This is a genomic window from Flagellatimonas centrodinii, from assembly GCF_016918765.2.
Lineage (GTDB): Bacteria > Pseudomonadota > Gammaproteobacteria > Nevskiales > Nevskiaceae > Polycyclovorans > Polycyclovorans centrodinii.
On sequence record NZ_CP092104.1, the window covers coordinates 2722875 to 2745456 of the forward strand.

At 62.2% G+C, this 22582-nt stretch carries 20 protein-coding genes, 2 tRNA genes and 2 pseudogenes; 13 read left to right on the forward strand and 11 right to left on the reverse strand.

Annotated features, from left to right (window positions below):
• Window positions 1–21 precede the first annotated feature (21 nt).
• The gene (locus tag JN531_RS13125) at window positions 22–357 is read left to right on the forward strand and encodes a hypothetical protein (RefSeq protein WP_228349311.1); all 336 of its coding nucleotides are present in this window, start codon (window positions 22–24) and stop codon (window positions 355–357) included.
• Here the strand turns inward: JN531_RS13125 and JN531_RS13130 are convergent.
• The 4 genes from JN531_RS13130 to JN531_RS13145 all read right to left on the reverse strand — a co-directional run bounded on the left by JN531_RS13130 (window position 350) and on the right by JN531_RS13145 (window position 6083).
• Window positions 350–3562 (reverse strand): conjugal transfer protein TraG N-terminal domain-containing protein, encoded by a 3213-nt coding sequence (locus tag JN531_RS13130; protein ID WP_228349312.1) that lies wholly within the window; start codon window positions 3560–3562, stop codon window positions 350–352. The genes JN531_RS13125 and JN531_RS13130 overlap by 8 nt on opposite strands.
• A 29-nt stretch (window positions 3563–3591) precedes the next feature.
• Entirely contained in the window at window positions 3592–3843 is a 252-nt protein-coding gene (locus JN531_RS13135; RefSeq protein WP_228349313.1) for a hypothetical protein, read from the reverse strand.
• 9 nt (window positions 3844–3852) lie between these two features.
• Window positions 3853–5217 carry a conjugal transfer protein TraH gene (locus JN531_RS13140; RefSeq protein ID WP_228349314.1) on the reverse strand — a complete coding sequence of 455 codons (1365 nt, stop codon included), beginning with the start codon at window positions 5215–5217 and terminating at the stop codon, window positions 3853–3855.
• Window positions 5218–5453: 236 nt separating this feature from the next.
• Entirely contained in the window at window positions 5454–6083 is a 630-nt protein-coding gene (locus JN531_RS13145) for a GntR family transcriptional regulator (RefSeq protein ID WP_228349315.1), read from the reverse strand.
• Between the two features lie 314 nt (window positions 6084–6397).
• Here JN531_RS13145 and JN531_RS13150 point away from each other — a divergent pair, with 314 nt between their 5' ends.
• A complete protein-coding gene (locus tag JN531_RS13150; RefSeq protein ID WP_228349316.1) occupies window positions 6398–6877 on the forward strand; it encodes a hypothetical protein in 480 nt (159 codons plus the stop codon).
• 18 nt (window positions 6878–6895) lie between these two features.
• Here the strand turns inward: JN531_RS13150 and JN531_RS13155 are convergent.
• The 5 genes and pseudogenes from JN531_RS13155 to JN531_RS13175 all read right to left on the reverse strand — a co-directional run bounded on the left by JN531_RS13155 (window position 6896) and on the right by JN531_RS13175 (window position 10212).
• Window positions 6896–6972: transfer RNA gene (locus JN531_RS13155), tRNA-Arg, on the reverse strand.
• Between the two features lie 92 nt (window positions 6973–7064).
• Window positions 7065–7959, reverse strand: a pseudogene (locus JN531_RS13160) (IS3 family transposase); the annotation flags it as partial.
• A gap of 57 nt (window positions 7960–8016) precedes the next feature.
• Window positions 8017–8445: pseudogene (locus JN531_RS13165) on the reverse strand (GMC family oxidoreductase); the annotation flags it as partial.
• Between the two features lie 18 nt (window positions 8446–8463).
• Window positions 8464–9804: a cytochrome P450 gene (locus JN531_RS13170; RefSeq protein ID WP_436233317.1), complete on the reverse strand. Its 1341-nt coding sequence runs from the start codon at window positions 9802–9804 to the stop codon at window positions 8464–8466.
• 87 nt (window positions 9805–9891) lie between these two features.
• Window positions 9892–10212, reverse strand: coding sequence for a 2Fe-2S iron-sulfur cluster-binding protein (locus tag JN531_RS13175; RefSeq protein WP_228349319.1), 321 nt, complete (start codon window positions 10210–10212; stop codon window positions 9892–9894).
• Window positions 10213–10333: 121 nt separating this feature from the next.
• Here JN531_RS13175 and cypR point away from each other — a divergent pair, with 121 nt between their 5' ends.
• The 7 genes from cypR (at window position 10334) to JN531_RS13210 (ending at window position 16792) form a co-directional block, all read left to right on the forward strand.
• Window positions 10334–11377 carry a transcriptional regulator CypR gene (gene cypR, locus JN531_RS13180; RefSeq protein ID WP_228349320.1) on the forward strand — a complete coding sequence of 348 codons (1044 nt, stop codon included), beginning with the start codon at window positions 10334–10336 and terminating at the stop codon, window positions 11375–11377.
• A gap of 168 nt (window positions 11378–11545) precedes the next feature.
• Window positions 11546–12223, forward strand: coding sequence for a transglutaminase-like domain-containing protein (locus tag JN531_RS13185; RefSeq protein ID WP_228349321.1), 678 nt, complete (start codon window positions 11546–11548; stop codon window positions 12221–12223).
• Window positions 12223–12708: a PaaI family thioesterase gene (locus JN531_RS13190; protein WP_228349322.1), complete on the forward strand. Its 486-nt coding sequence runs from the start codon at window positions 12223–12225 to the stop codon at window positions 12706–12708. Before JN531_RS13185 ends, JN531_RS13190 begins: the two co-directional genes overlap by 1 nt.
• Complete coding sequence (locus tag JN531_RS13195; protein WP_228349323.1) at window positions 12705–13196, forward strand: PaaI family thioesterase; 492 nt, start codon at window positions 12705–12707, stop codon at window positions 13194–13196. Before JN531_RS13190 ends, JN531_RS13195 begins: the two co-directional genes overlap by 4 nt.
• Window positions 13193–14695, forward strand: coding sequence for an acetyl-CoA acetyltransferase (locus tag JN531_RS13200; protein WP_228349324.1), 1503 nt, complete (start codon window positions 13193–13195; stop codon window positions 14693–14695). The genes JN531_RS13195 and JN531_RS13200 overlap by 4 nt, the downstream gene beginning before the upstream one ends.
• A 17-nt stretch (window positions 14696–14712) precedes the next feature.
• Window positions 14713–15897 (forward strand): acyl-CoA dehydrogenase family protein, encoded by a 1185-nt coding sequence (locus JN531_RS13205; protein ID WP_228349325.1) that lies wholly within the window; start codon window positions 14713–14715, stop codon window positions 15895–15897.
• Window positions 15869–16792, forward strand: a complete 924-nt coding sequence (locus JN531_RS13210; protein WP_366522379.1) for an alpha/beta fold hydrolase — start codon at window positions 15869–15871, stop codon at window positions 16790–16792. The genes JN531_RS13205 and JN531_RS13210 overlap by 29 nt, the downstream gene beginning before the upstream one ends.
• Window positions 16793–17074: 282 nt before the next feature.
• On the opposite strand, the gene JN531_RS13215 is transcribed toward JN531_RS13210, so the two are convergent.
• Window positions 17075–18127, reverse strand: a complete 1053-nt coding sequence (locus tag JN531_RS13215) for a site-specific integrase (protein WP_228349327.1) — start codon at window positions 18125–18127, stop codon at window positions 17075–17077.
• Window positions 18128–18203: 76 nt separating this feature from the next.
• On the opposite strand from JN531_RS13215, the gene JN531_RS13220 reads away from it, so the two are divergent.
• Together JN531_RS13220 and JN531_RS13225 are read left to right on the forward strand one after the other, a co-directional pair.
• Window positions 18204–18268, forward strand: a tRNA-OTHER gene (locus tag JN531_RS13220).
• A gap of 602 nt (window positions 18269–18870) precedes the next feature.
• Window positions 18871–19842 (forward strand): sensor domain-containing diguanylate cyclase, encoded by a 972-nt coding sequence (locus JN531_RS13225; RefSeq protein WP_228349328.1) that lies wholly within the window; start codon window positions 18871–18873, stop codon window positions 19840–19842.
• A gap of 75 nt (window positions 19843–19917) precedes the next feature.
• Here JN531_RS13225 and JN531_RS13230 read toward each other — a convergent pair whose 3' ends face one another.
• The gene (locus JN531_RS13230) at window positions 19918–20460 is read right to left on the reverse strand and encodes a Pycsar system effector family protein (protein ID WP_228349329.1); all 543 of its coding nucleotides are present in this window, start codon (window positions 20458–20460) and stop codon (window positions 19918–19920) included.
• Window positions 20461–20731: 271 nt separating this feature from the next.
• Here JN531_RS13230 and JN531_RS13235 point away from each other — a divergent pair, with 271 nt between their 5' ends.
• Window positions 20732–21511, forward strand: coding sequence for a crotonase/enoyl-CoA hydratase family protein (locus JN531_RS13235; protein WP_228349330.1), 780 nt, complete (start codon window positions 20732–20734; stop codon window positions 21509–21511).
• Window positions 21512–21548: 37 nt separating this feature from the next.
• Window positions 21549–22580, forward strand: coding sequence for a phosphotransferase (locus JN531_RS13240; protein ID WP_228349331.1), 1032 nt, complete (start codon window positions 21549–21551; stop codon window positions 22578–22580).
• Window positions 22581–22582: the final 2 nt, after the last annotated feature.

Below are 22582 nucleotides of genomic sequence, written 5' to 3' on the forward strand. Positions count from 1 at the left end.
GCGCCCGGTCGGGAGGCCCAGATGAGCAAGGCAATCGCGGTTCGAGTCACCAAGTTCGTACTCGGCGTGCTGCTGCTCGTCCCCGCAGTAGGCGCGGCCTACCTCAGCATCTTGGCGCTCCCCAGCTCGTGGGGAGTCGTCGGCTTGGTTGTGAGCGTAGCTTTCGGCGCCTGCTTCCCAGGTTTCATTCTTGCGGAAGCGATTACTGGCACGCACATCAGCGGTCTGCAGGATCATCCGGCCGGCGCACTTGGAGAGGATTGGACCAATACGACGGGGGATTGGTCTCGCAGGGCCGACAGATACGGAAATCCGGCTAGTCCTTTCTACTGGGGCCGCCACAGCGGTCTCAATTGACAAGGCCATCGACGTACCTCCAAACGTTGTCTGCGGCGCTGCCGGCTATGTGTTTCTGGTGGAAGTCCGGTTCGCTCCCGTCGTCACGCGCCTTAGCAGCAGCATCGGCTGTTTCGCGCACGAGGCCGGTCTTGACCAGTTGAAGGTCGGATTCGTTTCTCGCTGCCCATTGCTCAGCGATGGCGCGTTCTGCCTCTCCTCGTTGTTCGGGTGACCAACTCTCAGGCGTCCCCATCTGGCTGTAGATAGCCTGCTGGGATTCTCGGAGGTTAGGAAGGATCTCGGCGGCGAAGCCGGTTAGTACGTAGTTCTGTTGGGCGCTTCGGTCTTCGGCGGAGAAGTCTGTCGCTGTCGCACCTGCGTTGACTCCGATACCACGAAGCACAGTGCCAATAACTCCGTTTCCAGTAAGCCCCGCTGACATCTGGCTTTGTTCCTGACTGGAACTCGACGAACTTCCCGAGTACCCCTCTGCTGCGACGCGCCCAGCGTATGCGCTTGCCACCGCGACGATCTGCCTCTCATCGAGGCCCCCGGTCAGGTCACCGGCAATATCGGCCAGCGTCGTTGCAGCTCGATCACCGCGAAGACTGTTCGGATCGCTGATCTGCAGCGACTCGGAGAAGATTTGCTCATTGCCGCGACGATTCACGTCGCCGACGTGGGTGCTGTCTCCGAACCGCGTTGTGCGGCCGTCCGTCTCCGTCGTGACGTTGCCCTTGGAGACACTGGACACAAAGTCAGCCTGCGCCGCATCGGCGCGGCCGGTATTGGGATCGAGCGTCATCCGCAGGAAGCCACCGCCAGACTCGCGCAGCTCGGCCAGCTCGCGCGGCCCCATCGCGCCGCTGCGCTCCATGAAGTCCGCGATGGAACTGCGGTTCTCATCGGTAACAGCAAGTCCGACCTGGCCGTTCTGGTACTCGGCCATATCGAGACGCTGGCGCACGTCGGCGGGATCGAGGCCCAACTGTCTGGCGAGCTGCGAGCTGACGTTCGCGCGAGCCAGCGAATCGGTTTCCTGGTGCGCCGCGACCGCATCCGTCGTTGCGCGGATGTTGCCGGGGTTCAAGCTCTCGATCGCGTCACCGCGCGAAAGGTGCTGGCTGCGCGCCACTTCCTCAGCGGTGATGAGCGGCTGCACACCGCCGCCGAACGCATCCACAGCCCGCAGCGTGCCTTCGGACTGCGCGCCCCGGAACAGGCCTTCGGCCTGCCCGGCGCGCGTCGCCGCGTTGTCGCCGAACTTCTCGGTCAGCGTCGTGGCCGCCTCCACACGCGATCGCGTATCGACGCCGGCCGTCGTGTAGAGGTCGGACTTATCTTCGCGGCTCATGGCCACGTCGCTTGCGTTCGTCTGAACGCCGCGCGCCGCCGCGCCCGCTGCGAAGTTCGCGCGGCCGAAGGTGTGATCTGCCTCGACTCTGCGGCTGAAGGTCTCCATGCCGCCCATTGCGGCCTGGGATTCCGCGTTTGTCGCGCGGAACAGCTCGGGGGATACGCCTGCCTGCCCGGCGCCGGCCTGCGTGCCTGAGACGCTTCCCAGCGTGTCAGCCGCCGAGTAGCGACCGGCGTCACCCAACACGGTTCCGGCCATGCGACCGCCCGTGATCGAGTCGTCGATGAAGGCGCCGGCTTCCGCCGTCTGCCGAATCTGCCCCATGCCGCTCGCCAGCGAACCCTGCTGGAAGCCTGACCCGGCCTGACCCATCGTGCCGGCGACTCCCATCATCGACTGCTGCATCTGAGCGTTCTGCTCGGGCAAGAGCTGCTGCCGGCCGGCTTGGTCGCCGGCCTGCTCGATGTTGTTCTGCCACTGCTGCCCCAGACCCGTCAGTGCGTAGCCGCCGAACTTGAACAGACCGAAAGCGAGGACGCTGGCCATCGCGAGCGCCGTGCTACGGCTCTTGCCGAAAATGCCGAGCGCCTGGACCGAGCCCTCCGGCGACATCATGATCGCCTCGACGCCGAGCTGCTGCCGCCGAATTTCGTTGAAGGCCTCGAACGCCGCGTCATAGGCCATCTGAACCGCGATGCCATCGCCGACGCCCCACAGCGCCAGCCAGGCGAACAGGCCGATCGTCAGCATGAATGCCGGCTTGATCAGCGGCGTTACCATGAACAGCAGCGTCAGCGGTACCACGCCGAGAACGACGGCGAGCATGAACGCGCGCACCTTCGGAATCCATTGATTCATGGCTTCCGCATTGCCGAGGCCTTCGGCCATCACCTGACGACTAACCAGCGACCGCATCGAGCGGTCCACGTCGGCCGAGTTCATTGCACGGCTCACCGCGCCGGCCAGCAGCACCGATCGCAAGAACGGCAGCTCGCTGCCGGGCGTCACGTTGTACAGCTCCGAGGACTCCTGCAGCAGCGACTTGCACTTCGCGTCCTGGTTGCCGTCAGCCACGTTGAAACCGGCCTGCCGGCAGATCGACGCCGTGACATCAGCAAACGTCAGCGGATCGACAATGCGGCTCGCCAAGCCGCCGGCCCCTGACCACGCATCCGTGCAACTCCGCGCTTCGCCCCGATCATCGTTCGGCGGGTGATACACCGTAGACAGCGCCGCATTCGTCCACTGCGAGAATTCGTTCATCAAGTCCGTCGAAGCGTGCATGAGCCGCTGCCGCGCGCCCGTATCGCTGTTCCCCATGTAGGGCGCGCCGCAGTTGAGGTAGTAGTTGACCAACGACTGCTGCAGATACCAGTCCTTGACCTCTGCGCTGGTCGCCGCTTTGATCAGCGCGAAATTGATCGCGCCCGCGTTGTCGGAATACGGGTTCGCGGATGCCGTGTCGGCAATCTCGATGATGCCGCGCTCGACCTTGTTCAATCCGCCGGCGATCAAGACGATCAGATTGGGCACGTCGCCCACGGCTTCATAGGCGTTGCGCACCGGATCGTAGACGTGGACGGTGCCGGTCGGCATGACCGCGCCCTTGAACAGCGCGAGCCCGATCGCAACCTGTATGGCGGCCTGGAGGGGATTGATCTGTTCGCCAGTCATCCCTTTGTAGGCTTGCGCTACCGTTCCGAACGTGACACCAGCAATGGCAAAGATCGCTGCGAAAACCGTGAAGCTGCTGTCTGACAGCATCAGCGACAGACGGCGAAAGGCCGCGACCGTCTCCGAGAAACCGTTGTAGGTGTAAAAGTCCATGTCCAGCGCGGCCGCCGGCCCTGCGATCAGCATCAACATGATCGCTGTGATCGCCTTATCTCGGATTCTCATTTGCTGTCCTTCAGCGAGTCGGGGAGCCAGGCCATGTAGCGGTTCCACAGGGGCTCATTGCGAGCGAATACCTGGAAGCAAACGAAGGCTACGAGCAGGCAGGTGAAATAGCCGGCGCTGAACCAGTCTTCTTGCAGGAGCGATACGGCAGTCAAAGGGGCCGCGAAGCAGCACGCCAGAGGCATGTTCTTCGCTACCGTCTGACGTAGTGAGTAGGGACCACACATCCGTTGCAGAAACTTTCTCATGAGAAAGTCCTACTGCTGACCGAGCGACGTGCGGTTCATCTGCCGGCGATAGTCTTCCGCCATTGCCCGCGTCACCTGGAGCGTCGTGGACATTTCGCTAACCCGCGTCTGCCATGCCGTGCGCGCAGCGATGCTGAGCTGAGCTGCCCTCGGCTCCATCACCTTGAGGTGGTCAAGCGCCTTGTCGATCACGTCCACGGAGCAGTACCGCCCTCCGGCGGCAGGCTGTCGCTGATTGGACTGGACCTGGTTCGCCTTGACGATGACGAAGCGAAGAACTTGCCAGAGGTCATTCATCATCCGATGGCTGATCTGGAATGCCAGCGGCTCGGCAAGGATGTCCACGATCGCATCCGTGCTGCCTTGCGCACTCCCATTCGACAGCAGGGTCAGCAGCGGGAAGGTGCTCGCGTCAATGAAGGCGATCTCGTCGGCGGTCAGCGCGGTCGCGCCGCCTGGTGTAGAGAGCTTGTTGGCAATCGCCAGTAGCCGGTCTCGCGTTTCGCTCACGACCGGCGACATGCCCGACGCGCTACACGAGCCCGTCGTGCTCATGGCGTCCACGGTGCCGGTCACGAAGCTGTCGGGGTCGATCTGCGCATTCCCAGGGCAATAGCTGAATGTCTCGACCTGATAGAGACGCTGCGTCGCCGAGTAGGTCACGCGCGCATCGCCGATGATGCCGCGCATGACGCCAGCGAAGTCGTTCATGCCGACCTCAGCCGCCGCGTTCTGGATCACCGATCCGTTGACGAAGATGCGGCGGAACAGATCGGGGCAATCTTCCAGCGTCGCTTGCGTATCGTCTGGCGCTGCGCCGTTGCCGGCCCGAACCGTGTCCTGGAAGTCCTGCGAGTTTTTGCGCAGACCTTCTCCGAGGCTGTACGAGCTTGCTGCGACGGATGAGAGCTGTTCGACCGTTGTTTGTGCGAGGCCTTTGGCCATCGCGCAGTCGTTCATCTGAATGCCGTTGACCGCGTCTGTGATTGCCGTCAGCGTGTTCATCGCGTCCTTGCACGGCTGGCAGTACTGCGTCATGGCCAAATCGAACGCGAAGGCCGGCGCCGCCTGGATGATGCGCTGGAACTTCTCCACCAGGTACTCGGGATCGAGGTACGAGAAGCCGCCCAGGAACAGGTCGATGCCGCCGCAACCGACATTGAGGCGCGGCGGACTCGCGGTCACGAGATAGTCGTTGTTCATGCGGTAGCGGCCTTGAAAGCCGCCAGCGCTGTAGAAACCGCGCTGCTGGTTCTGGTAGCCGCCCGCCGATGTCGTGGTCGATTGATCGAACCACTCCCCGACCCAATCTGCCTTTGCAGGCGCGCTGGCCAGCACAGCGACCACCACCGCGAACATGACGAGCCTTTTCATTTTGCTGGCCCCTGGCGGGTTCCCCGCCAACTGTGTTGAACGGATACCGCGGTTATTCACAGTCACCGACTGTCTTAAAGCTTTTTCTTTATCTGAAACATCTAAGGGGGCACGGGGTGGTGCCTCGTACCGCGGTTTACCCCGATCCGCGGCAGCTCCTACCGCGGTCGGCAAACGCACCCCGGTAGGAAACGCCGGGGTGGTTCGGTTATCCACAGGCTCGCTTGTGGATATCTTCATGGCCGCTGTTCTGTTTTGGGCGCAACCAGGATCACGTTGACATTCACGTTGATGTTTCCAACGTTGATCGTTGTCATCCGCTCGGAGTCTCCGCCTGGCAGCGCACTCGCTAGCTCACGCGCCGCAGCATCCACGACCTCTTTGAGCTGCTTTTTCCAGTGAAGGGAGCTGAAGTCCCACGCCGCCTCACCAACGTGCTCGCCGCGCGCGTCAGTGATGGGCAATCTTTCGATTATTTGGAAAGTCTTGTTGCGACCTGGTTTCCACCGAGTGCTCACGAGTCCCTGTTCTTCGAGGCGCTTGAGCGCCTCTCGGGCCGTTTTCTCCGACATCCCGGTCTGTGCAGCGACTGTTCCAGCGGAAACTGCCGTCTGGCCGTTGTGCAGCGAAGCACCCGACTTGAGGGAGATGTAAGCAGCAATCCCGTGCGGTCCGACGCGAGCCAGCACTCCGCTCTGGATGAGAGCCCGGAGAACCGGGAACCAACCTGTTTCCGCATGAAACAGCTCGCGCTGCGGCTGTTCAGCTGGTTCCGGCTCAAACTGCACAATCTCGGTGACTGGCTGCTCTTCCCGGCCATTCAAGTAGCGTTCGAGGGCGGTGCCTACCCGGATTGGTTCAGGCACGTTAGCGACCTCCAGATGCGCTTCGGGAGTGTCGTTGAGGCTCGAATAGCCGCTGAATCCGAGCCGCTTCGCTTCGCTCGCGTGACTCCATCCACCTCAGGACAACCTCGCGTCGCCATCGAAGTGGACGGGTCAAGAATGGAGTCGGCAGGGCGGCAGGGTTGCGAGATCGCATCTGCTTAATCGAGTCGGGACTCACGCCCATCAACGCAGCCAGTTCGTCGCGGTCGAGTACGTCTTCGTGTAGTTTTGTCATGGGTCAGGTTTAATCCACTGATACCGACACGAGTCACTGATAGCTACCCGAGTACACCATGGACGCTACACGTCAGCCTTCTGATCTGTCAAGAGATGACGCTTATCTGGTGCATGCAATGCTTGCCGAAGCCGTCATTCGCGCGGGGGGAGTGCGTGCGCTGGGTCGTCAGCTGGATTGGAGCGTCGGTGCCATGGGCCGGGTGAGGTCCGGGAAGGAGAAGATCTCTCCATTTCGAGCGGCTCGGCTATGCGAATACCTAGGCCTCGAACCACGTCTGGGCGCAGTTGCCGCGCTACGCAGCGGTGCAAAAAGCGAAGCTGAACGCCTCTATTGGGACCAGCTCTTTCAGTCTGACCTGATTCAGTTCGAGTTGCTGACCCTTTCACGGATCGTGCGGCACGCGGAGACGAAGGCGAACTCAGCAGGCGCAGACGCCGAAAAATACAAACGAGCTGCGAAAGAGGCGCGAGAGGCTATAGCTGAGGCCGTAGCAGCCGGGGCGAAGCTGCCACCGGCTATGGACGGCAACTACTAAAGGCTGTAGACGGAGAATTGGCGCGCCCGGAGGGACTCGAACCCCCGGCCGATCGCTTAGAAGGCGATTGCTCTATCCAGCTGAGCTACGGGCGCGTAGCTCTCTAGTTTAGTCCAGCAACGCCGCTACGTCCTCCGCTCGGAGATGCGTATAGTGGAGTTCCTAGGATTCTGTGGACACCCGACCACTAGGGCCTTGTTGCGGCTTCAAACTGCTCGGGGCTGACGCCCGCCAAATGCTCATGGCTTCTGGTTCGATTGTAGAAGCCCTCGATGTAGTCGGCGATTTCATCGGTCGCCTGCTGGCGCGTGTTGTAGACGCGTTTCTCGATGCGCTCTTTTTTCAGGCTCAAGAAGAAGGACTCTGCGACGGCGTTGTCCCAGCAGTTGCCCCTTCGGCTCATGCTCGGCTTCAGGCCGTTTGTTCTGCAGAATCGGAGCCAGTCATCGCTGCCGTATTGGGACCCCTGATCTGAATGTACGATGGTTTCGGAGGGTCCGCGTTCCCGGACCGCCATCATCAAGGCGTCCATCACGAGATCTCGATGAATGGTATTGCGGGTGGCCCACCCGATGACTTTGCGCGAGAACAGGTCCAGAACAACGGCCAAGTAGAGCCAACCCTCCCAAATCCGGACATAAGTGATGTCGGTGACCCAGACACGATTGGGCTGTTAGACAGTGAAATTGCGCCTGACGAGATTCGGGATCAGCTCGGCTGGCTTACCACCGGCAACATAGCGGCGGGTACGGTAGCCGCCTTTTGCACGCATGCCGTTGACGCGCATCAGCCGGGCCACGCGATGCTTGCTGGACGTTTCGCCGGCCTCTCGAAGGTCGAGAAAGACACGCGGGGCACCGTACACGCCCTGGCTCGCGTTGAACGACGCCCGAATCAGGCGGACCAGTCGCTTGTCCTCGCGGGCCCGATCAGAAACTGGCATTTTGAGCCACGCGTAGTAGCTGCTTGGCCGCAACGTCCAGCAACCGACACATCATCTGGACGCTGTGGGCTTTCTGGTTCGATTTGATGAATTCGCAATTGCGCCGAATAGCGATAGTCTTCGGCTTCCTGAGCACTTCTCTTCTCCTGCGATTGCATCACCTTCGTTAGAGTGTCCACGAAATCCTGGGGACTCCAAAGGCTGCCTCCCCCGGGGCCACGTTCGGCTCGAAGTGTTCTGACCTGCGGAAGTACGGCAGCACGTCGGCGTAAGACCAACCCTCGCAACCCAGCCGTGCCCACTCGTCGTAGTCCCAGGCATGGCCACGGATGTACACCTGCGCGTTCATGCCGCTGGACCCACCGAGCATCTTGCCTCGAGGCTGGAACAATGCACGGTCGTGCATGTGCCGCTGCGGTTCGGTATTGAACTGCCAGTTATAGAGACGGCTGAACATTAGCTGCAGAAATCCCAGCGGCATGTTCACGAAAGGATTGCGGCGACTCTCAGGACCAGCTTCGATCAGCAGCACCGAATGGCGACCGCTCTCGGAGAGGCGGTTGGCGACGGCGCATCCGGCCGAGCCGCCGCCAACAACCACATAATCGAATGGTCCGGAGGCCATACTGGTTTACACCGCGCCTCAACCTTTGGGCGTCAGCTTGACCATCAGTTTGGAGTAGCCTCGCACGAAGTTCGACTGAACCCGCTCGGGTTCGCCGACGACTTCGATCTTGTCGAAGCGCTCGAGGAGTTCTTCCCACAGAATGCGCAGCTGCAATTCGGCCAGACGGTTGCCCATGCAACGGTGGATGCCATAGCCGAACGAAAGATGGTTGCGCGCGTCCTTGCGGTCGATGATGAAGTCATCAGGGTTGTCGAATTTACGCTCATCCCGATTGCCCGAGGCGTACCACATCAGAACGCGATCTCCCTTCTTGATGGTCTGGCCACGCAGTTCTACGTCCTGTGTCGCCACCCGGCGCATGTGCGCCAGCGGAGTTTGCCAGCGGATGATTTCCGAAACCATGTTGGGAATCAGCTCCGGGTTGGCCTTGAGCTTGGCGAATTCTTCGGGGAATTGATTCAGAGCCAGCACGCCGCCACTCATCGAGTTACGCGTGGTGTCATTGCCGCCAACGATAAGCAGTGCGAGATTGCCGATAAACTCCATCGGACGATTGATCATGTCCTTGGTATCGTCGCCGCTCTGCAGCAGGCTGATCAGATCAAAACTGGGCGCTTCACCGGCCGCACGTCGTGCCTTTTTGTCGCGCCACAGCTGGGAAAAAGCCCAGGCCATATCTGCGGCGGCATCGAACATGTTGTCTTCATCGTCAAACTCGCCACCGGTCGCTGCTGTGGTGCCGGCCATACGATCCGACCAGTCAACCAGCTTCTGACGCTCCTCGTACGGAAAATCCAGGAGTGTGGCTAGCATGCGGCCCGTCAGCTCCTTCGATACCGCCGAAACCCAGTTGAATGGTTGATCGAGGGGCAGGTTGTCGAGCACTTCCCCGGTGCGCTGGCGGATGAGCCCTTCCATTTCCTTAAGGTTCTGCGGCGCCACCACGCCCTGCACAGAGCGGCGCTGCACGTCATGCTTGGGCGGGTCCATGGCGATGAACATTTCTACCGGCATCCCTTCCGGAAAGTCACCCAGCACGATAATCGGTTCGGAGGAGAACAGCCCATGGTTCTTGTCCACGAACAGGATGTCCTCGTAGCGCGTCACCGACCAGAAAGGGCCGAAGGGGCTGTTCTTCTGATAATGAACCGGCGCCTCGTCACGCAGGCGCTTGAAGTAGGCCCGCCATTGGTCCTGCCGGTACAGAAACGGGTTGCTGGTGTCGATGTCCTCAAGCGCCAACGTGTTGACATCGGGAACCGGGGCTTCGACGAAGTGGACCGGCGGGCGCCGCGGGCCGATCACCTTCTTCTTGGCCCTCACCAGCATCTTCAGCGCCCGGATCTGCAGGTGCATCGGCACCACTCTGGATGTGGCGTTGACCAGTTTGGTCTGGACTACATCGATCGTCTGCAATTCTGTTGACATGGCGTCCTCCAGCTCTTACATCTGAAATTCGGGCAGGTGAACGGTCATGCCGTCCATCGCCTCGGTAGTTTGGACTTGGCAGCCCAGGCGAGAGGTTCTTGCCAGCTCCGGGGTCATCGACAGTATCTGCTGTTCGTCGTCACCCGGCGCACCGGTCTTGTCGTACCACTCGTCCGCGACGATCACGTGGCAAGTGCCACAGGCACATTCCCCGCCACAGTCCGCATCAATGCCGGGAATGATGTTCTCCACGGCGATTTGCATCAGTGAGGCGCCAGCCTTGAATTCAACGACATGTTCGGTGCCGTCGTGCTCGATAAAAGTAATTTTGCCCACTGCGCTTCTCCTGTCGGTTTTGACTGCGACTTAGAGTGACTGTGTGCCAGACCTCCGAGGAGGACATTTCTTGCCATCATGGGGGCATTTCAAGACAATAGGGAGGTCCGTGGAGGGCGTTATGGCAACGACCAGGCAGGTGGCGGGCTTGCAAAATTCCGAGGCTGACATTCCGTCGAGCTACTCACGTCTGATCGCCCGTGAACTGGGGCTTACCGCGCGACAACTGGCCAAACTGTTGCGCGGCACCGGGATTGACACTCAACAGTTCCAGACTGGTGACAGCCTGCTTACGAGCGCCCAGCAGGTTCAGATTCTGCGCAACGCGCTGGCGCTGTCTGGCCAGCCGGACTTTGGATTACGGCTGGGTGAGCGCCTGACCCCGGCCACGCATGGCGCGATGGGGTTTGCCGTTTGCAGTAGCCCCGACTTGCTCACCGCTCTACAAACGTTTCACAAATTCCTGCCCACGCGTGCGAGCTTCATCCACCTGCGCTTGCAACAGGTGGAAGACCACATGGAGTGCTTGTTGGATTTCCAGGTACAGCTGGATCAGGACGTTGCGCGTTGCTTGGCGGAAACGGCGGTGAAGGCATTTTTTGCAACCGGCGAATTTATCGCCGGCCGGCCCTTTGATGAGGCCGAGGCCTGTTTTGTCCACGCGGCGCCGGCTTACCGAGCCAACTACCCGGCGTATTTGCCCGGGCGAGTTTACTTCGGCTGCGATCAGTTGAAGCTCAGACTCCCTATGGCGTTGTGCAGGATGCCGAACGTCTCTGCCAATAGTGAGAACTATGGCCTAGCCTTGCAGCAGTGCGAGTCCATGCTCGCTCGACTTCAGAGCCGTGACCCGGACTATCGGACCCGGCTCAAGAAAATGATGCTGTCCCACCCGCCAGGCACGCTCTGTGAAGAAGAAGCGGCAGCCGCCCTGTTCATGAGCAAACGTACCCTGGCGCGTAAACTCAAACAGGAAAACAGCGGTTTTCGGGAAATTCGCGAGGAGATTCTGTCCCGCCAGGCCGCAGGCTATTTGCGTGACAGCCAAATGTCCGTAGAGGCCATTGCCGCGCTGATGAATTACCACGACACCGCGAGTTTCAGGCGTGCCTTCAAGCGCTGGTTCGCTGTTCCGCCTGAACAATACCGACAAAGCATGGGTTAGCCCTCCTCCAGAACACAGGGCGTGTCTTTAAATGCCCCCATGCTGTCAAAAAATGTCCTCGTCGGCGTCCCGCCGTCTACCTAACCTGAACTTCTTGAAATCGGCATTCGCTTCGGTCGTTCCCGCTCGGCTGCGAGTGCCCCCGCTCTGAATCGAAAGAACGCTCACATGAAGGCAGACACCCGCGAGTACTTGGCCCCCGGCGATTTTATTGACAGCGACCACCCCGACGTCCAAGCCTTCGCCCGCAACCGCGCCGGGGAAGGCGATGACCGGCAGCGCGCCATCCGGCTTTACTATGCAGTCCGCGATGAAATCCGTTATGACCCCTATGCATTTTCGCTGGAACCCGACCTGTTACGCGCCAGTGCAACGTTGGCCGCTGGCCGTGGTTATTGCGTACCCAAGGCCGTGTTGCTGGCGGCCTGCGCCCGGGCGACGGGCATCCCCGCTCGCATCGGCCTGGCGGATGTAAAAAACCACCTGGCCAGCCAACGCCTGCTGGCATTGATGCAGACGGACATTTTCTATTACCACGGCTATACCGAGTTTTGGTTGGATGGGTGCTGGGTCAAGGCCACCCCGGCATTCAACATCGAACTGTGCGAACGCTTCGGCGTCAAGGCACTGGAATTCGACGGCCGCGAGCATGCGCTCATGCACGAGTTCGACACCGCCGGGCGCCGCCACATGCAGTATCTGACCGATCACGGCCCCCGCGCCGATCTGCCCTACGCCGAACTGGCGGCGGCTTATCGCAAACATTATCCGCGTCTGTTGGCTGCGCCCGATGCACTTGGCGGCGACATGGCGGCGGAGATGGAACAGGACAGGGCTCGGCGCTGATGGCCGGGACAGGCAACCTGGCGGGCCATGATCCAGTTGCTGTGGCGCGGCAGTTCGGCGAGCAGGTGCCCCACAGCCGAGATCTCGGGATGCAGGTGTTGGCGATGGAAGCAGACCATGTCTGCATGCGACTGGTGCCGGGTCCTGAACTGCGCGCCGAGGATGCAGCTGAGGAACTCTGTACCAGCGTGCTGTATTCGCTGGTGGACTCGGCCTGCGGGCTGGCGGTGTTCGCCGCGCTTCAGGAATTGAAGCCCATAGCCACGCTGGATTTGCGCATGGATTACCTCCGGCCGGCCGCTAGCGAACGTGTCCTGGTGGCCACCGCCCGCTGTCATCACTTGACCGATGACGTTGCGTTCGTGCGCTGCGAGGTGTCTTCCGAGGAAGAGGATGGCCCGGTTGCTATAGGTAATGCCACCTTCATGCGCGGCACCCAGGGCAAGCGCGTCGAGACGAAGGCTTCGCGGGGCGATGCCGTATGAGCGAGACAGCCGGTCCAATGTCATCGAGGACACTCGACCAGGATGTGTGCGCCGATACGCGGGCCACTTGGCAGAAGTTGCTGGAACGCATTCCCTACGCGCGGCACCTTGGGCTCGCAATCCATCAGAGCGGCACCGGTATGGAAGTCCATTTGCCGTATCGCGATGCGCTGATAGGCAACATCATGTTGCCGGCCCTGCATGGCGGCGTGATCGGCGGGTTGATTGAGATTACGGCGCGCGTAGCCGCGCAAAGCCGCGATGCACAGGCTCGCCGCCCCCGCATCCTCGACTGCAACGTGGACTACCTGCGTTCCGCGCGGGCGCGGTCCACCTACGCCGCTGCCGAAATCGTCCGCCAGGGCCGGCGTACGACGCTGGTCCATGTCAGCTGCTGGCAGGACCGGGCCAGCACACCCGTCGCCCATGGGCGCGTACAACTGCTGTTCGAGACCGCCCCCGGCGGTAAAACCAGGGAAGAACAATGACGCCTGATAGCAACACGCCGGTGCTGGTCGGCGCCGGCAAGATCACCGCGCGCGAACCCGATGACCAGCGCACACCGATCGGTCTGATCGCCGAGGCCGCCCGGGCCGCGGCGGCGGACTGCGGCATCGACGGCGCCTTGCGCCACATCCAGTCGTTGACCTGTCTCAACATCCTGGCGCCGGCCTATCCCGACGCGCCGGCCAGTCTGGCCCAAACGCTGGGTATCGACCCCGGCGAACGCTTCTACACGCCCATCGGCGGCAATATGGGCCAAAGGCTGGTCGGTTACTATGCCGACCGCATCGCCGCCAGCGAACTCGATTGCGCGCTGATCGCGGGAGGCGAAGCGCTGGCCACCCAGATGCGCGACAAGGGGGCGGGCCTGTCCGGGGTGATCGACACCGAAGCCGGCGAGGGTACCCGGCTGCTCGGCGACGACCGTGAACCGACCAACGCCGCCGAACAACGGCACGGGCTGAATATGCCCGTGCAGATCTACCCACTGTTCGAGCAGGCCTTGCGCGGCCAATACGGGCGCGACCCGGCCGCGCACCGGCAGGCGCTGGGCAAGTTGTATGCCGGTTTCAACGCCGTCGCCATGAACAACCCAAAGGCCTGGCGCCGCGAGCCCTTGTCCGCAGCTGATATTGCCGAGCGCACGCCGGAAAACCGCATGGTTGGCGCGCCTTACACCAAGCGCATGAACGCCATCATCGCGGTGGACCAGGCGGCCGCGCTGGTGATGATGTCGGCCGCCAAGGCTCGAGCTCTGGGGATCGACCCTAGGCGTTGGGTGTATCCGTTGGCCGCGGCGGATGCCAGCGATCGCTGGTTCGTTTCCGAACGGGCGGAGCTATCCCGCTCCCCGGCGATCGCCGCTTGCGCCCGCCGCCTGTTCGAGGCTACTGGGCTGGCCGTAGATGACATCGATTATCTCGATCTGTATAGCTGCTTTCCCAGCGCGGTGCAGATGGCGCGCAACGCCCTGGCCATCGCCGAAGATGATCCACGGCCGCTCACCGTCACGGGCGGTCTCGCGTACCACGGTGGGCCCGGCAGCAACTATTGCACCCACGCCATCGCAGAAACCATGGCCCGTATCCGCGCCGAGCCCGACGCTCACGCACTGGTCAGCGGCGTGGGGTGGTACATGAGCAAGCATTCGCTGGGGCTGTACGGGTCGCGGCCACCGGCCGGCGGCTGGCGGCGGGTCGACGCGGCGGCCGTGCAGGCGGAAATCGACGCCGGCCCCGGTGTAGAGGTTGCGGCGCAGCCGGAAGGTGCCGGGCGGATCGAAACCTATACCGTCATGCACGATCGTGACGACCGGCCCGCCCAGGGCATTGTCCTGGGCCGCCTGGACGACGGCCGCCGATTCATCGCCAACACCCCTACCGACCCGGACCTGCTCAATGCCATGACCGACGAGGAGTTTCTCAACCGCGCCGGCCACGTGCGCAGCAACGGTCAACGCAATCTGTTCACCCCGAGAGGGTGAGACGAGGAGGATAGACAATGAGTGCAGTGCCCGAAATTGAGTTCGACCAGGCCAGCGTGGCCCAGCGCATGCGTGACATCCGCGAGGCCGCCCGCGGCGTGAGCGAAGGCTTTAGCAGGGAGTACATGCGCGAGTGCATCGATAATCACCGCTTTCCACAGGAGGCCTGGGAAGCCCTGGGCGAGTACGGGTTGCTCGGCATCACCATACCGGAGGAATTGGGCGGTTCAGGCGGTGGACAAGTGGAACTGGTCGCGCTGATGGAGACCTTGGCCGAGGCCGGCATGGTGCTGCCCATGCTCCTACTCACAGGCTTCGCGCGGGTACCCATTATCCGCAACGGCACCCCCTGTCAGATCGAACGTTTCGTCAAACCGACGATCAGTGGCGCCGAGAAGTTGTGCTTTGCCATCACCGAACCGGACGCCGGCACCAACAGCTTTGCCATGAGTTCGCTGGCGACGCAGGATGGCGATCGCTATCGGCTGACCGGGCGCAAGGTTTTTATCTCCGGCGCTGCGGACGCCGACCGCATGCTGGTCGTGGCGCGCACCCAGAAGGCCGGCGAGGTCGAGCGCCGCACCGAGGGCATGTCGTTGTTCGTCGTTGATACCAATGCGCCCGGGGTGAAACTGCAACCCCTGAATATCGACGTCGGCTGGCCGGAGCGTCAGTACCTGGTTTTCTTCGACGACGTCGAACTCGAGGCGGACCGCTTGATCGGCCATCCGGGACAGGGGTTGGCCGGCATGTTCGAGGCACTAAACTCTGAACGCTTGCTCGTGACCGCCATGTCCGTGGGACTGGGCAACTACGCGCTTAAAAAAGCCGTGGCCTACGCCAACGAGCGCAAACCTTTCGGCGTACCCATCGGCAGCTACCAGGCCCTGCAGCATCGGCTGGCCGAGGCCAAGGCCGAACTGGAGGCCGCGCGGCTGATGATGATCCAGGCCGCCGCGACTTTCGATGCGGGCGGCAATGCCGGCGCCCACGCCAACATGGCCAAGTTGCTAGGCTCGCGCGCCGCGGTCAAAGCCGTTGAGGCCGCGCTGCAAACCCACGGCGGCTACGGTTTCGACCGGGACTACGACATCATCACGCTGTGGCCCTCCGCTAGGCTGATGGAGATCGCGCCCATCAACAACGAAATGCTGCTCAACTACATCGGCGAACATGTCCTCGGCCTGCCCAAATCCTACTGAGACGCCCCGCGTGATCGAGCGCGGCGGATTCACGGCCCCTGACGGCCGGGACATCGCCCTGTGGCGCTGGCCGCATTCGCCCGGGCGTCCCACACTCCACTGGGCGCATGCGACGGGCTTCCATGGCCGCCTGTACAAACCGCTGCTCGACGAGTTGGCGCGCGATTGCAATGTGCTGGCCTGGGACATGCGCGGCCACGGCGCCAGCGCCGGGGCGGCGGACATGGCGACATTCCGCGGCTGGGAAACCTACTACCAAGACCTCACCGCCTGGCTGCAAAGCCTGGATGAGCCGGTCTGGCTGGCCGGCCATTCCATCGGCGCCACCACCAGCCTCATGGCCGCCGCCCGCCGGCCGGAGATGGTGCGGGGCCTGATTCTGGCGGAACCCGTAATCATGGATCGCTGGCAGGGCTGGCAGTTATGGTTGGCGAAGTTGCTTCGCCAGTCGTACCGCTTCTCTCTCGCCGCCGGCGCGGCACGTCGGCGCCGGGAGTTCGACTCGTATGCCGCAGCCCTTGACAACTTTCGTGGCCGCGGAGGTTTCAAAACCTGGCCCGAGGCCTGGCTTGAAGCCTACGTCCAGCATGGCCTTGTGCAAAGTGGTGATCGCGTTCGCCTGGCCTGCGCGCCAGAATGGGAGAGCACTACCTTCGCCCATACCGAACACAACCCCTGGCCCGGCATCCGTCGGCTGCTGTGTCCTGTGATTGTGCTTGCTGGGGATCGCGCATCAACCTTCTCGCCCAAGGCGCGCCAACGCTTGAGCACCATGCTACCTATGGCTCAGGTGGACGCCCTCGCCGAAACCACTCATTTCCTGCCCATGGAGCAACCGGGCGCGGTTCGCGATGCCGTCCTGCAGGCGATGTCGCCCAAATACAACCGAATGTGATGTTGCTACGCGTTGTGCGCCTCGTCAGCCCTGAGCAGTTTGAGTCCGCAACAAGGCCCTAATGGCCGGGTGTTCACAGAATCGTGGGAACTCCAGTTTTCTCATCCGCACTAAGAGGATCACTTCGGCTCACTTGGCCGCATCGGCCGTCACCGAGCGTCACTTCTGAATTTTAAGGCAATCAATAAGTTGCATTAAGATCATGGAGTGGTAAAGGGAACTCGGTCAGCTTAGAGGGCGATTGCTCTATCCAGCTGAGCTACGGGAGCGTAGCCCTACAGTTTAGTCCAGCAGTGTCGCTACGTCCTCCGCACGGAGGTGGGTATAACGCTGCAGCATTGAAAGGGTCTTGTGCCCCGTTACCTTGGCGAGCGCCATGGTGTTGCCGTTGAGCTTCTTCGCGATCCTGGAGGTGCCTTCATGGCGAAGGTCATGCAGCCGCAGGTCGTGAAGGCCGAGCCGATCAATCACGCGGTTGAACGCTTGCGTGTAGCTGCCGGGCTTCATTCCAAAGATCAGCTCTTCGTGGTCCCCGTCACGCCTTGGGAGTGATTGCAACACAGCGGTGGCTCTGGCCGAGAGGGGGGCGTCGCGAGGATCACCGTTTTTCGTATCGCGACACCGGGCAATCCTCCGCTCGAAGTTGATGTCCTTCCACCTCAGATTGCAGACTTCGGCGCGGCGCATCGTTGTTTCGACGGAAAACTCGATTGCGGCGGCCAGCTTCGGGGATTTCGAGCTGCGGGCTCCCGCGAGGATGCGTTCGAACTCGTCGCCCTCGGTCCTTCGCTCCCGCCCCTTACTTTGCGGGGGTAGACGGACATGCTGGACCGGGTCGCCGCCTGGAAGCACTAGCCCCCACTCGCGAAGAGCGTGTCGGATCGCCGCTCGAATCAGCGCAAGGTCGTGCCGGACCGTCTGACCGGAGATCTGTCGCGTGGTCTTACCCTTAGGACCACCCAGCCGCACCGTACTTTTCAGCCGCAAGTCGCGGAACTGCGCAAGATGTTCGGGCGACAGCGAAATCAAAGGTAGCTTTGCAATGTCGTGCTTGAGGATCCGCCGTGCTCGATTCTGGAGGTCGCGGGCCGACTTCTTCGTCGGAGCCACTTCAGTTGAGTACCTTTCAAGGAGTTGGCCGAGGGTTGTGTTCTCGGCCATCGCCGTGCCTCGCCAAGCACCTCGCTCGATGTCTCGCTCCGTCTCGCGAGCCCAGGTCATAGCGTGGTTCTTCACGTCGAACGACTGGTACAGTCGTGGTGCGCCTCGCTTGGTTACGGTCACGTCGTAACGGACCTTTCCGGAGGGAAGTACGCGCTTGCGGATGGAGGCCATAGGTCGATGCTCGCTGCGGATGGAGTGCGTATAGGCAGTTTTGCACTCCAATAAAACACAACGTTATCATATAGAAGCGCCTGAAAGGCCAGCAGCCTTCTAAGCGGACGGTCGCAGGTTCGAATCCTGCCGGGCGCACCACACGATCTCGCGGCAGTGCGCTTTTCGAGGTATTCAGACCTTGATGTGGCAGCATTCGAATCTGCGACAGACCCACTTCAGGTTCGACAACCTGACATCGTCAGGTTGCGCCGTCGCCGTCAGGCGACGCCCGCAGGGCGAGGTGCCAGGCACCTCGGCCATCCTGCCGGGCGCACCACACGATCTCGCGGCAGTGCGCTTTTCGAGGTATTCAGACCTTGATGTGGCAGCATTCGAATCTGCGACAGACCCACTTCAGGTTCGACAACCTGACATCGTCAGGTTGCGCCGTCGCCGCCAGGCGACGCCCGCAGGGCGAGGTGCCAGGCACCTCGGCCATCCTGCCGGGCGCACCACACGATCTCGCGGCAGTGCGCTTTTCGAGGTATTCAGACCTTGATGTGGCAGCATTCGAATCTGCGACAGACCCACTTCAGGTTCGACAACCTGACATCGTCAGGTTGCGCCGTCGCCGTCAGGCGACGACCGCAGTGCGAGGTGCCAGGCCCCTCGGCCATCCTGCCGAAGTTCGGCGCGCTTGAGCGCCACGTAGATCGAGTGGCTGCGATACTCTGCTCAACCAGGTCACCCAAGGTCCCGACATGAATGCTCCCGACAAGCCGGCGGATGAACACAAGCGTCTGGAAACCCTTCGGTCGCTCAAGATTCTCGATACCTCGCCGGAGGAGCGGTTCGACCGCCTGACCCGGTTGGCGAAGCGGCTATTCGGCGTGCCAATTTCGCTCATCAGTCTGGTCGACGATGATCGTCAGTGGTTCAAGTCGAACATGGGACTCTCCGCGTCCGAGACGCCGCGTGACATCTCGTTCTGTGGGCATGCCATTCTCGGCGATGAGGCTTTCATCGTGCCTGATGCAGCGCTGGATGCGCGGTTCAGCGACAACCCGCTGGTGACGGGTGACCCCAATATCCGCTTCTATGCCGGATGTCCGTTGACCGTCTCGAATGGCAGCAAGATCGGAACCCTGTGCCTGCTGGATCGACAGCCGCGCGTCTTGAGCGACGACGACCGTGACCTGCTCGCCGATCTCGCGGCCATGGCCGAGCAGGAGATTGCCGCCGTACAGCTGGCGACCATGGACGAGCTGACCATGCTCTCCAACCGACGGGGATTCGTTGCCCTGGCGCAGCACGCGATCAATGTCTGCAAACGCCAAGGCAAGGCGGTCGCATTGCATTTCTTTGACCTCAACAAGTTCAAGCAGATCAACGACCAGTTCGGCCATGCGGAGGGGGACCGGGCGCTGACCGTTTTCGGTGCGGTGCTCCGCAAGGTCTTCCGCGACTCGGATGTGGTCGGACGTCTGGGGGGTGACGAGTTTGTCGTGTTGCTCACCGACGTTGATAACGACGGTTCGGCGCAGGTATTGGATCGGTTGCGGGACGAACTGGAACAGATCAACGCCCGCGATCAACGGGGTTACCGAATCCAGTTCAGCGTTGGCACGGCCATGTTTGACCCCGACAAGCATGCGTCGATCGAGGACCTGATGGGTGAAGCCGATGATGTGATGTACCGGGCCAAGCGCAATCAGGCACCCGGCACCCCGTAGCGGGGTTCTGCGTCAGCGCGGCCGCCGGCCGGTCGCGGCAGCATTGGCGGCGCTGAAGCGCGGGATTGCAGCCATTCAACCCAATGCGATCAGCACGCCGAGACAAACCAGTGTGGTGATGAAGGCGCCGACGGTACAGCCGATGCCGAGGCGGACATGGCGGAACTTTACCTGCAAGATGGACGCTTTGGCGTGCAGGCCGCACAGCACCTCGCGTTTGACCTCGTCAAGCTCGGCATTGAGCACGCGGTCAACGTAGGCACTCTGAGAGGTTGCTGCAATTGCTGCGGACTGGAACATGCGCCCGGGATCACGTGCCGGGAAGATCATGCGCGGATAGGCGACGGACAGCGCGAAATAGGAGGCCAGCAGAGAAAACGCCAAGGCCGGTGTCAGGGTCAGCAGCAACTGCACGATCTCGAAGCTGTGCTCGGCCCCGCGCACCCGCCAGGCGATGAAGCTGGCCAGCGCCGCCAGCAAAATGGAATTGGCGGTGAGGATGAGGTTGGCCTTGACGTCCGCGCGGGTCAGTTGCTGCTCGGTGTCCATGTAGAACATCGAGAGCAGACGGGTGAGGTCGAGTCGGTAGTCCGCGACGATGTCGCTTGGACCGACCATGGGTGTGTCGGACGCATCGCGTTTGAAGCCATCCATAGGGAGCCCTGCATCGCACAAGAGGTGGAGCGCGCCGGCCGGCGCGGGGGCCGATGGCTACAGTGTCATTCGGCGACGTCCAGTGTTTGACATTGCGGCCTCGGGCGCAAGTGACCAGTGGCGTCTGAAAGCGTCAGTGCCGTGTCTCGGGGATCACCGCGCACGGTACGCACAGCGCCAAATCGGGTGGCACGCGAGTAAGCTCTTGCGACGTCAGTGCCCTCAGGAGCGTGTCATGTCGCACATCGAAGTCAGCGTTGAAGGCCATGTTCTCGAAATTCGCGTCAACCGGCCGGAAAAGCTCAACGCCTTGTCTCCCGAGATGTATCTCGACCTCGCGCAGGCATTGGGCCGGCTCGATCGCGAGCCTGATCTGCGGGTCGGGCTGTTGCATGCCGAGGGCCCGCACTTCTCCGCCGGCGTCGAACTCGACAAGTGGGCGCCGATCTTCGCCAAGGCGCAGGGCTTCCCGGTGCCGGACGGGGGCATCGATCCGTTCGCGTTGGCCGGTCCGCGCTGCCGCAAGCCGGTGGTCATGGCGGTTCAGGGCTACTGCTTTACCTGGGGAGTGGAGGTGATGCTGACCACCGATGTGCGGGTGGCGGCCGACGACACCCGCTTCGCCATGCTCGAGGTCAAGCGCGGCATCTACCCCTGCGGTGGCGCCACCCTGCGGTTGCCGGAGCAGATGGGCTGGGCCAATGCCCAGCGGTACTTGTTGACCGGCGAGCAGTGGAGCGCGGCCGAAGCGCTGCGGACCGGTCTGGTGCAGGAGGTGGTGGCACCCGGTGAGCAGTATGCGGTGGCGCGACAACTGGCCGACAGCATTGCCGCCGCCGCGCCGTTGGGGGTGGAGGCGATCCTGCGGTCCTCGCGACTGACCCGCTCCCACGGCGAGCAGCACGCGGCGGATCATGTCTTTGACGATATGGTCACGGTGATGCAAAGCGATGATGCCCGTGAGGGCGTGCTGTCGTTCAAGGAACGTCGCAGCGCCGTCTTCAGCGGTCGCTGAAAGACCGCCTGCGTAAAGTGGACTGGTGAGAAATCGGATGGATGCGCGCACACAATTCGCGGTGGCAGTGCCAGGGGGTTACTTCGTTGACGCAGGCGACCTTGCCGGCCTGCAGACGTATCTGCACCAGCAGGGCTGGCTATCGCCGCAACGGCGACTGCACTCGGCGGCAAAGGCCGGAGACGGCAACATGAATCTGGTGCTGCGGCTGTTGCTGGACGATGGCAGCACCTCGATCCTCAAGCAGGCACGGCCGTGGGTGGAAAAATTTCCTCAGGTGCCCGCACCGGCCCATCGCGCCGAGATGGAGTCGAGCTTCTATCAGCGCACTGCCGGGATTTCCGCTGTGGCGCTGGCCTCGCCCACGCTGTTGCAGGCCGATCAGCGGTCGCACATCGTGCTGCTGGAAGATCTGGGCGCCGGTGGCGATCTGTCGACGCTATACCAGGGTGCGGTCATTGCCGATGAAGACCACGCCGCGGTGCTGCGCTATATGTCGGCATTGCATGGCGCCTCCGACCGCGTCGGCAGCGAGCGCATCGTCAATTCTGAGATGCGCGCACTGAACGCCGAGCACATGTTCCGGTTCCCGTTTTCCGACGACAACGGGTTCGACCTTGATGCGGTGATGCCGGGCATGGCGACGCTGGCACAGCAGTGTCGCGACGATGCCGGGTTGATGCAGCGGGTGGCGGCACTGGAGGCTCGGTACCTGGCGGGCGGCAACACCCTGCTGCATGGTGATCTGTTCCCCGGCAGTGTGTTACGAACACCCCGGGGCATTCGGGTGATCGACCCGGAGTTCTGTTTCCATGGCGATGCCGAATTTGACGTCGGGGTCTGGTTGGCACACATGCACCTGGCCGGGCAGCCAGACAGGGTCATGACGCGGGTGCTGGCCGACTACATGGCACCACCGGGTTTCTCGGTTGCGCGATGTCATCAGTATGCCGGGGTCGAGATACTGCGACGCTTGCTGGGCCTGGCGCAGTTGCCCCTGCAGTCCGACCTGGCCGCCCGGCAGGGGTTGGTCGCGCACGCGCGCGACCTGTTGCGGGACGACGACTGAGG

What these genes read in the sequence shown, in the direction of transcription:
- JN531_RS13185 (WP_228349321.1), top strand. Translation starts at nt 11,546, where the DNA reads ATGAAGGCAGACACCCGCGAGTACTTGGCCCCCGGCGATTTTATTGAC.
- JN531_RS13125 (WP_228349311.1), top strand. Translation starts at nt 22, where the DNA reads ATGAGCAAGGCAATCGCGGTTCGAGTCACCAAGTTCGTACTCGGCGTG.
- JN531_RS13205 (WP_228349325.1), top strand. Translation starts at nt 14,713, where the DNA reads ATGAGTGCAGTGCCCGAAATTGAGTTCGACCAGGCCAGCGTGGCCCAG.
- JN531_RS13230 (WP_228349329.1), bottom strand. Translation starts at nt 20,460, where the DNA reads ATGGTCGGTCCAAGCGACATCGTCGCGGACTACCGACTCGACCTCACC.
- cypR (WP_228349320.1), top strand. Translation starts at nt 10,334, where the DNA reads ATGGCAACGACCAGGCAGGTGGCGGGCTTGCAAAATTCCGAGGCTGAC.
- JN531_RS13240 (WP_228349331.1), top strand. Translation starts at nt 21,549, where the DNA reads ATGGATGCGCGCACACAATTCGCGGTGGCAGTGCCAGGGGGTTACTTC.
- JN531_RS13195 (WP_228349323.1), top strand. Translation starts at nt 12,705, where the DNA reads ATGAGCGAGACAGCCGGTCCAATGTCATCGAGGACACTCGACCAGGAT.
- JN531_RS13140 (WP_228349314.1), bottom strand. Translation starts at nt 5,217, where the DNA reads ATGAAAAGGCTCGTCATGTTCGCGGTGGTGGTCGCTGTGCTGGCCAGC.
- JN531_RS13215 (WP_228349327.1), bottom strand. Translation starts at nt 18,127, where the DNA reads ATGGCCTCCATCCGCAAGCGCGTACTTCCCTCCGGAAAGGTCCGTTAC.
- JN531_RS13210 (WP_366522379.1), top strand. Translation starts at nt 15,869, where the DNA reads ATGTCCTCGGCCTGCCCAAATCCTACTGAGACGCCCCGCGTGATCGAG.
- JN531_RS13225 (WP_228349328.1), top strand. Translation starts at nt 18,871, where the DNA reads ATGAATGCTCCCGACAAGCCGGCGGATGAACACAAGCGTCTGGAAACC.
- JN531_RS13135 (WP_228349313.1), bottom strand. Translation starts at nt 3,843, where the DNA reads ATGAGAAAGTTTCTGCAACGGATGTGTGGTCCCTACTCACTACGTCAG.
- JN531_RS13235 (WP_228349330.1), top strand. Translation starts at nt 20,732, where the DNA reads ATGTCGCACATCGAAGTCAGCGTTGAAGGCCATGTTCTCGAAATTCGC.
- JN531_RS13130 (WP_228349312.1), bottom strand. Translation starts at nt 3,562, where the DNA reads ATGTTGATGCTGATCGCAGGGCCGGCGGCCGCGCTGGACATGGACTTT.
- JN531_RS13170 (WP_436233317.1), bottom strand. Translation starts at nt 9,804, where the DNA reads ATGCACCTGCAGATCCGGGCGCTGAAGATGCTGGTGAGGGCCAAGAAG.
- JN531_RS13200 (WP_228349324.1), top strand. Translation starts at nt 13,193, where the DNA reads ATGACGCCTGATAGCAACACGCCGGTGCTGGTCGGCGCCGGCAAGATC.
- JN531_RS13190 (WP_228349322.1), top strand. Translation starts at nt 12,223, where the DNA reads ATGGCCGGGACAGGCAACCTGGCGGGCCATGATCCAGTTGCTGTGGCG.
- JN531_RS13150 (WP_228349316.1), top strand. Translation starts at nt 6,398, where the DNA reads ATGGACGCTACACGTCAGCCTTCTGATCTGTCAAGAGATGACGCTTAT.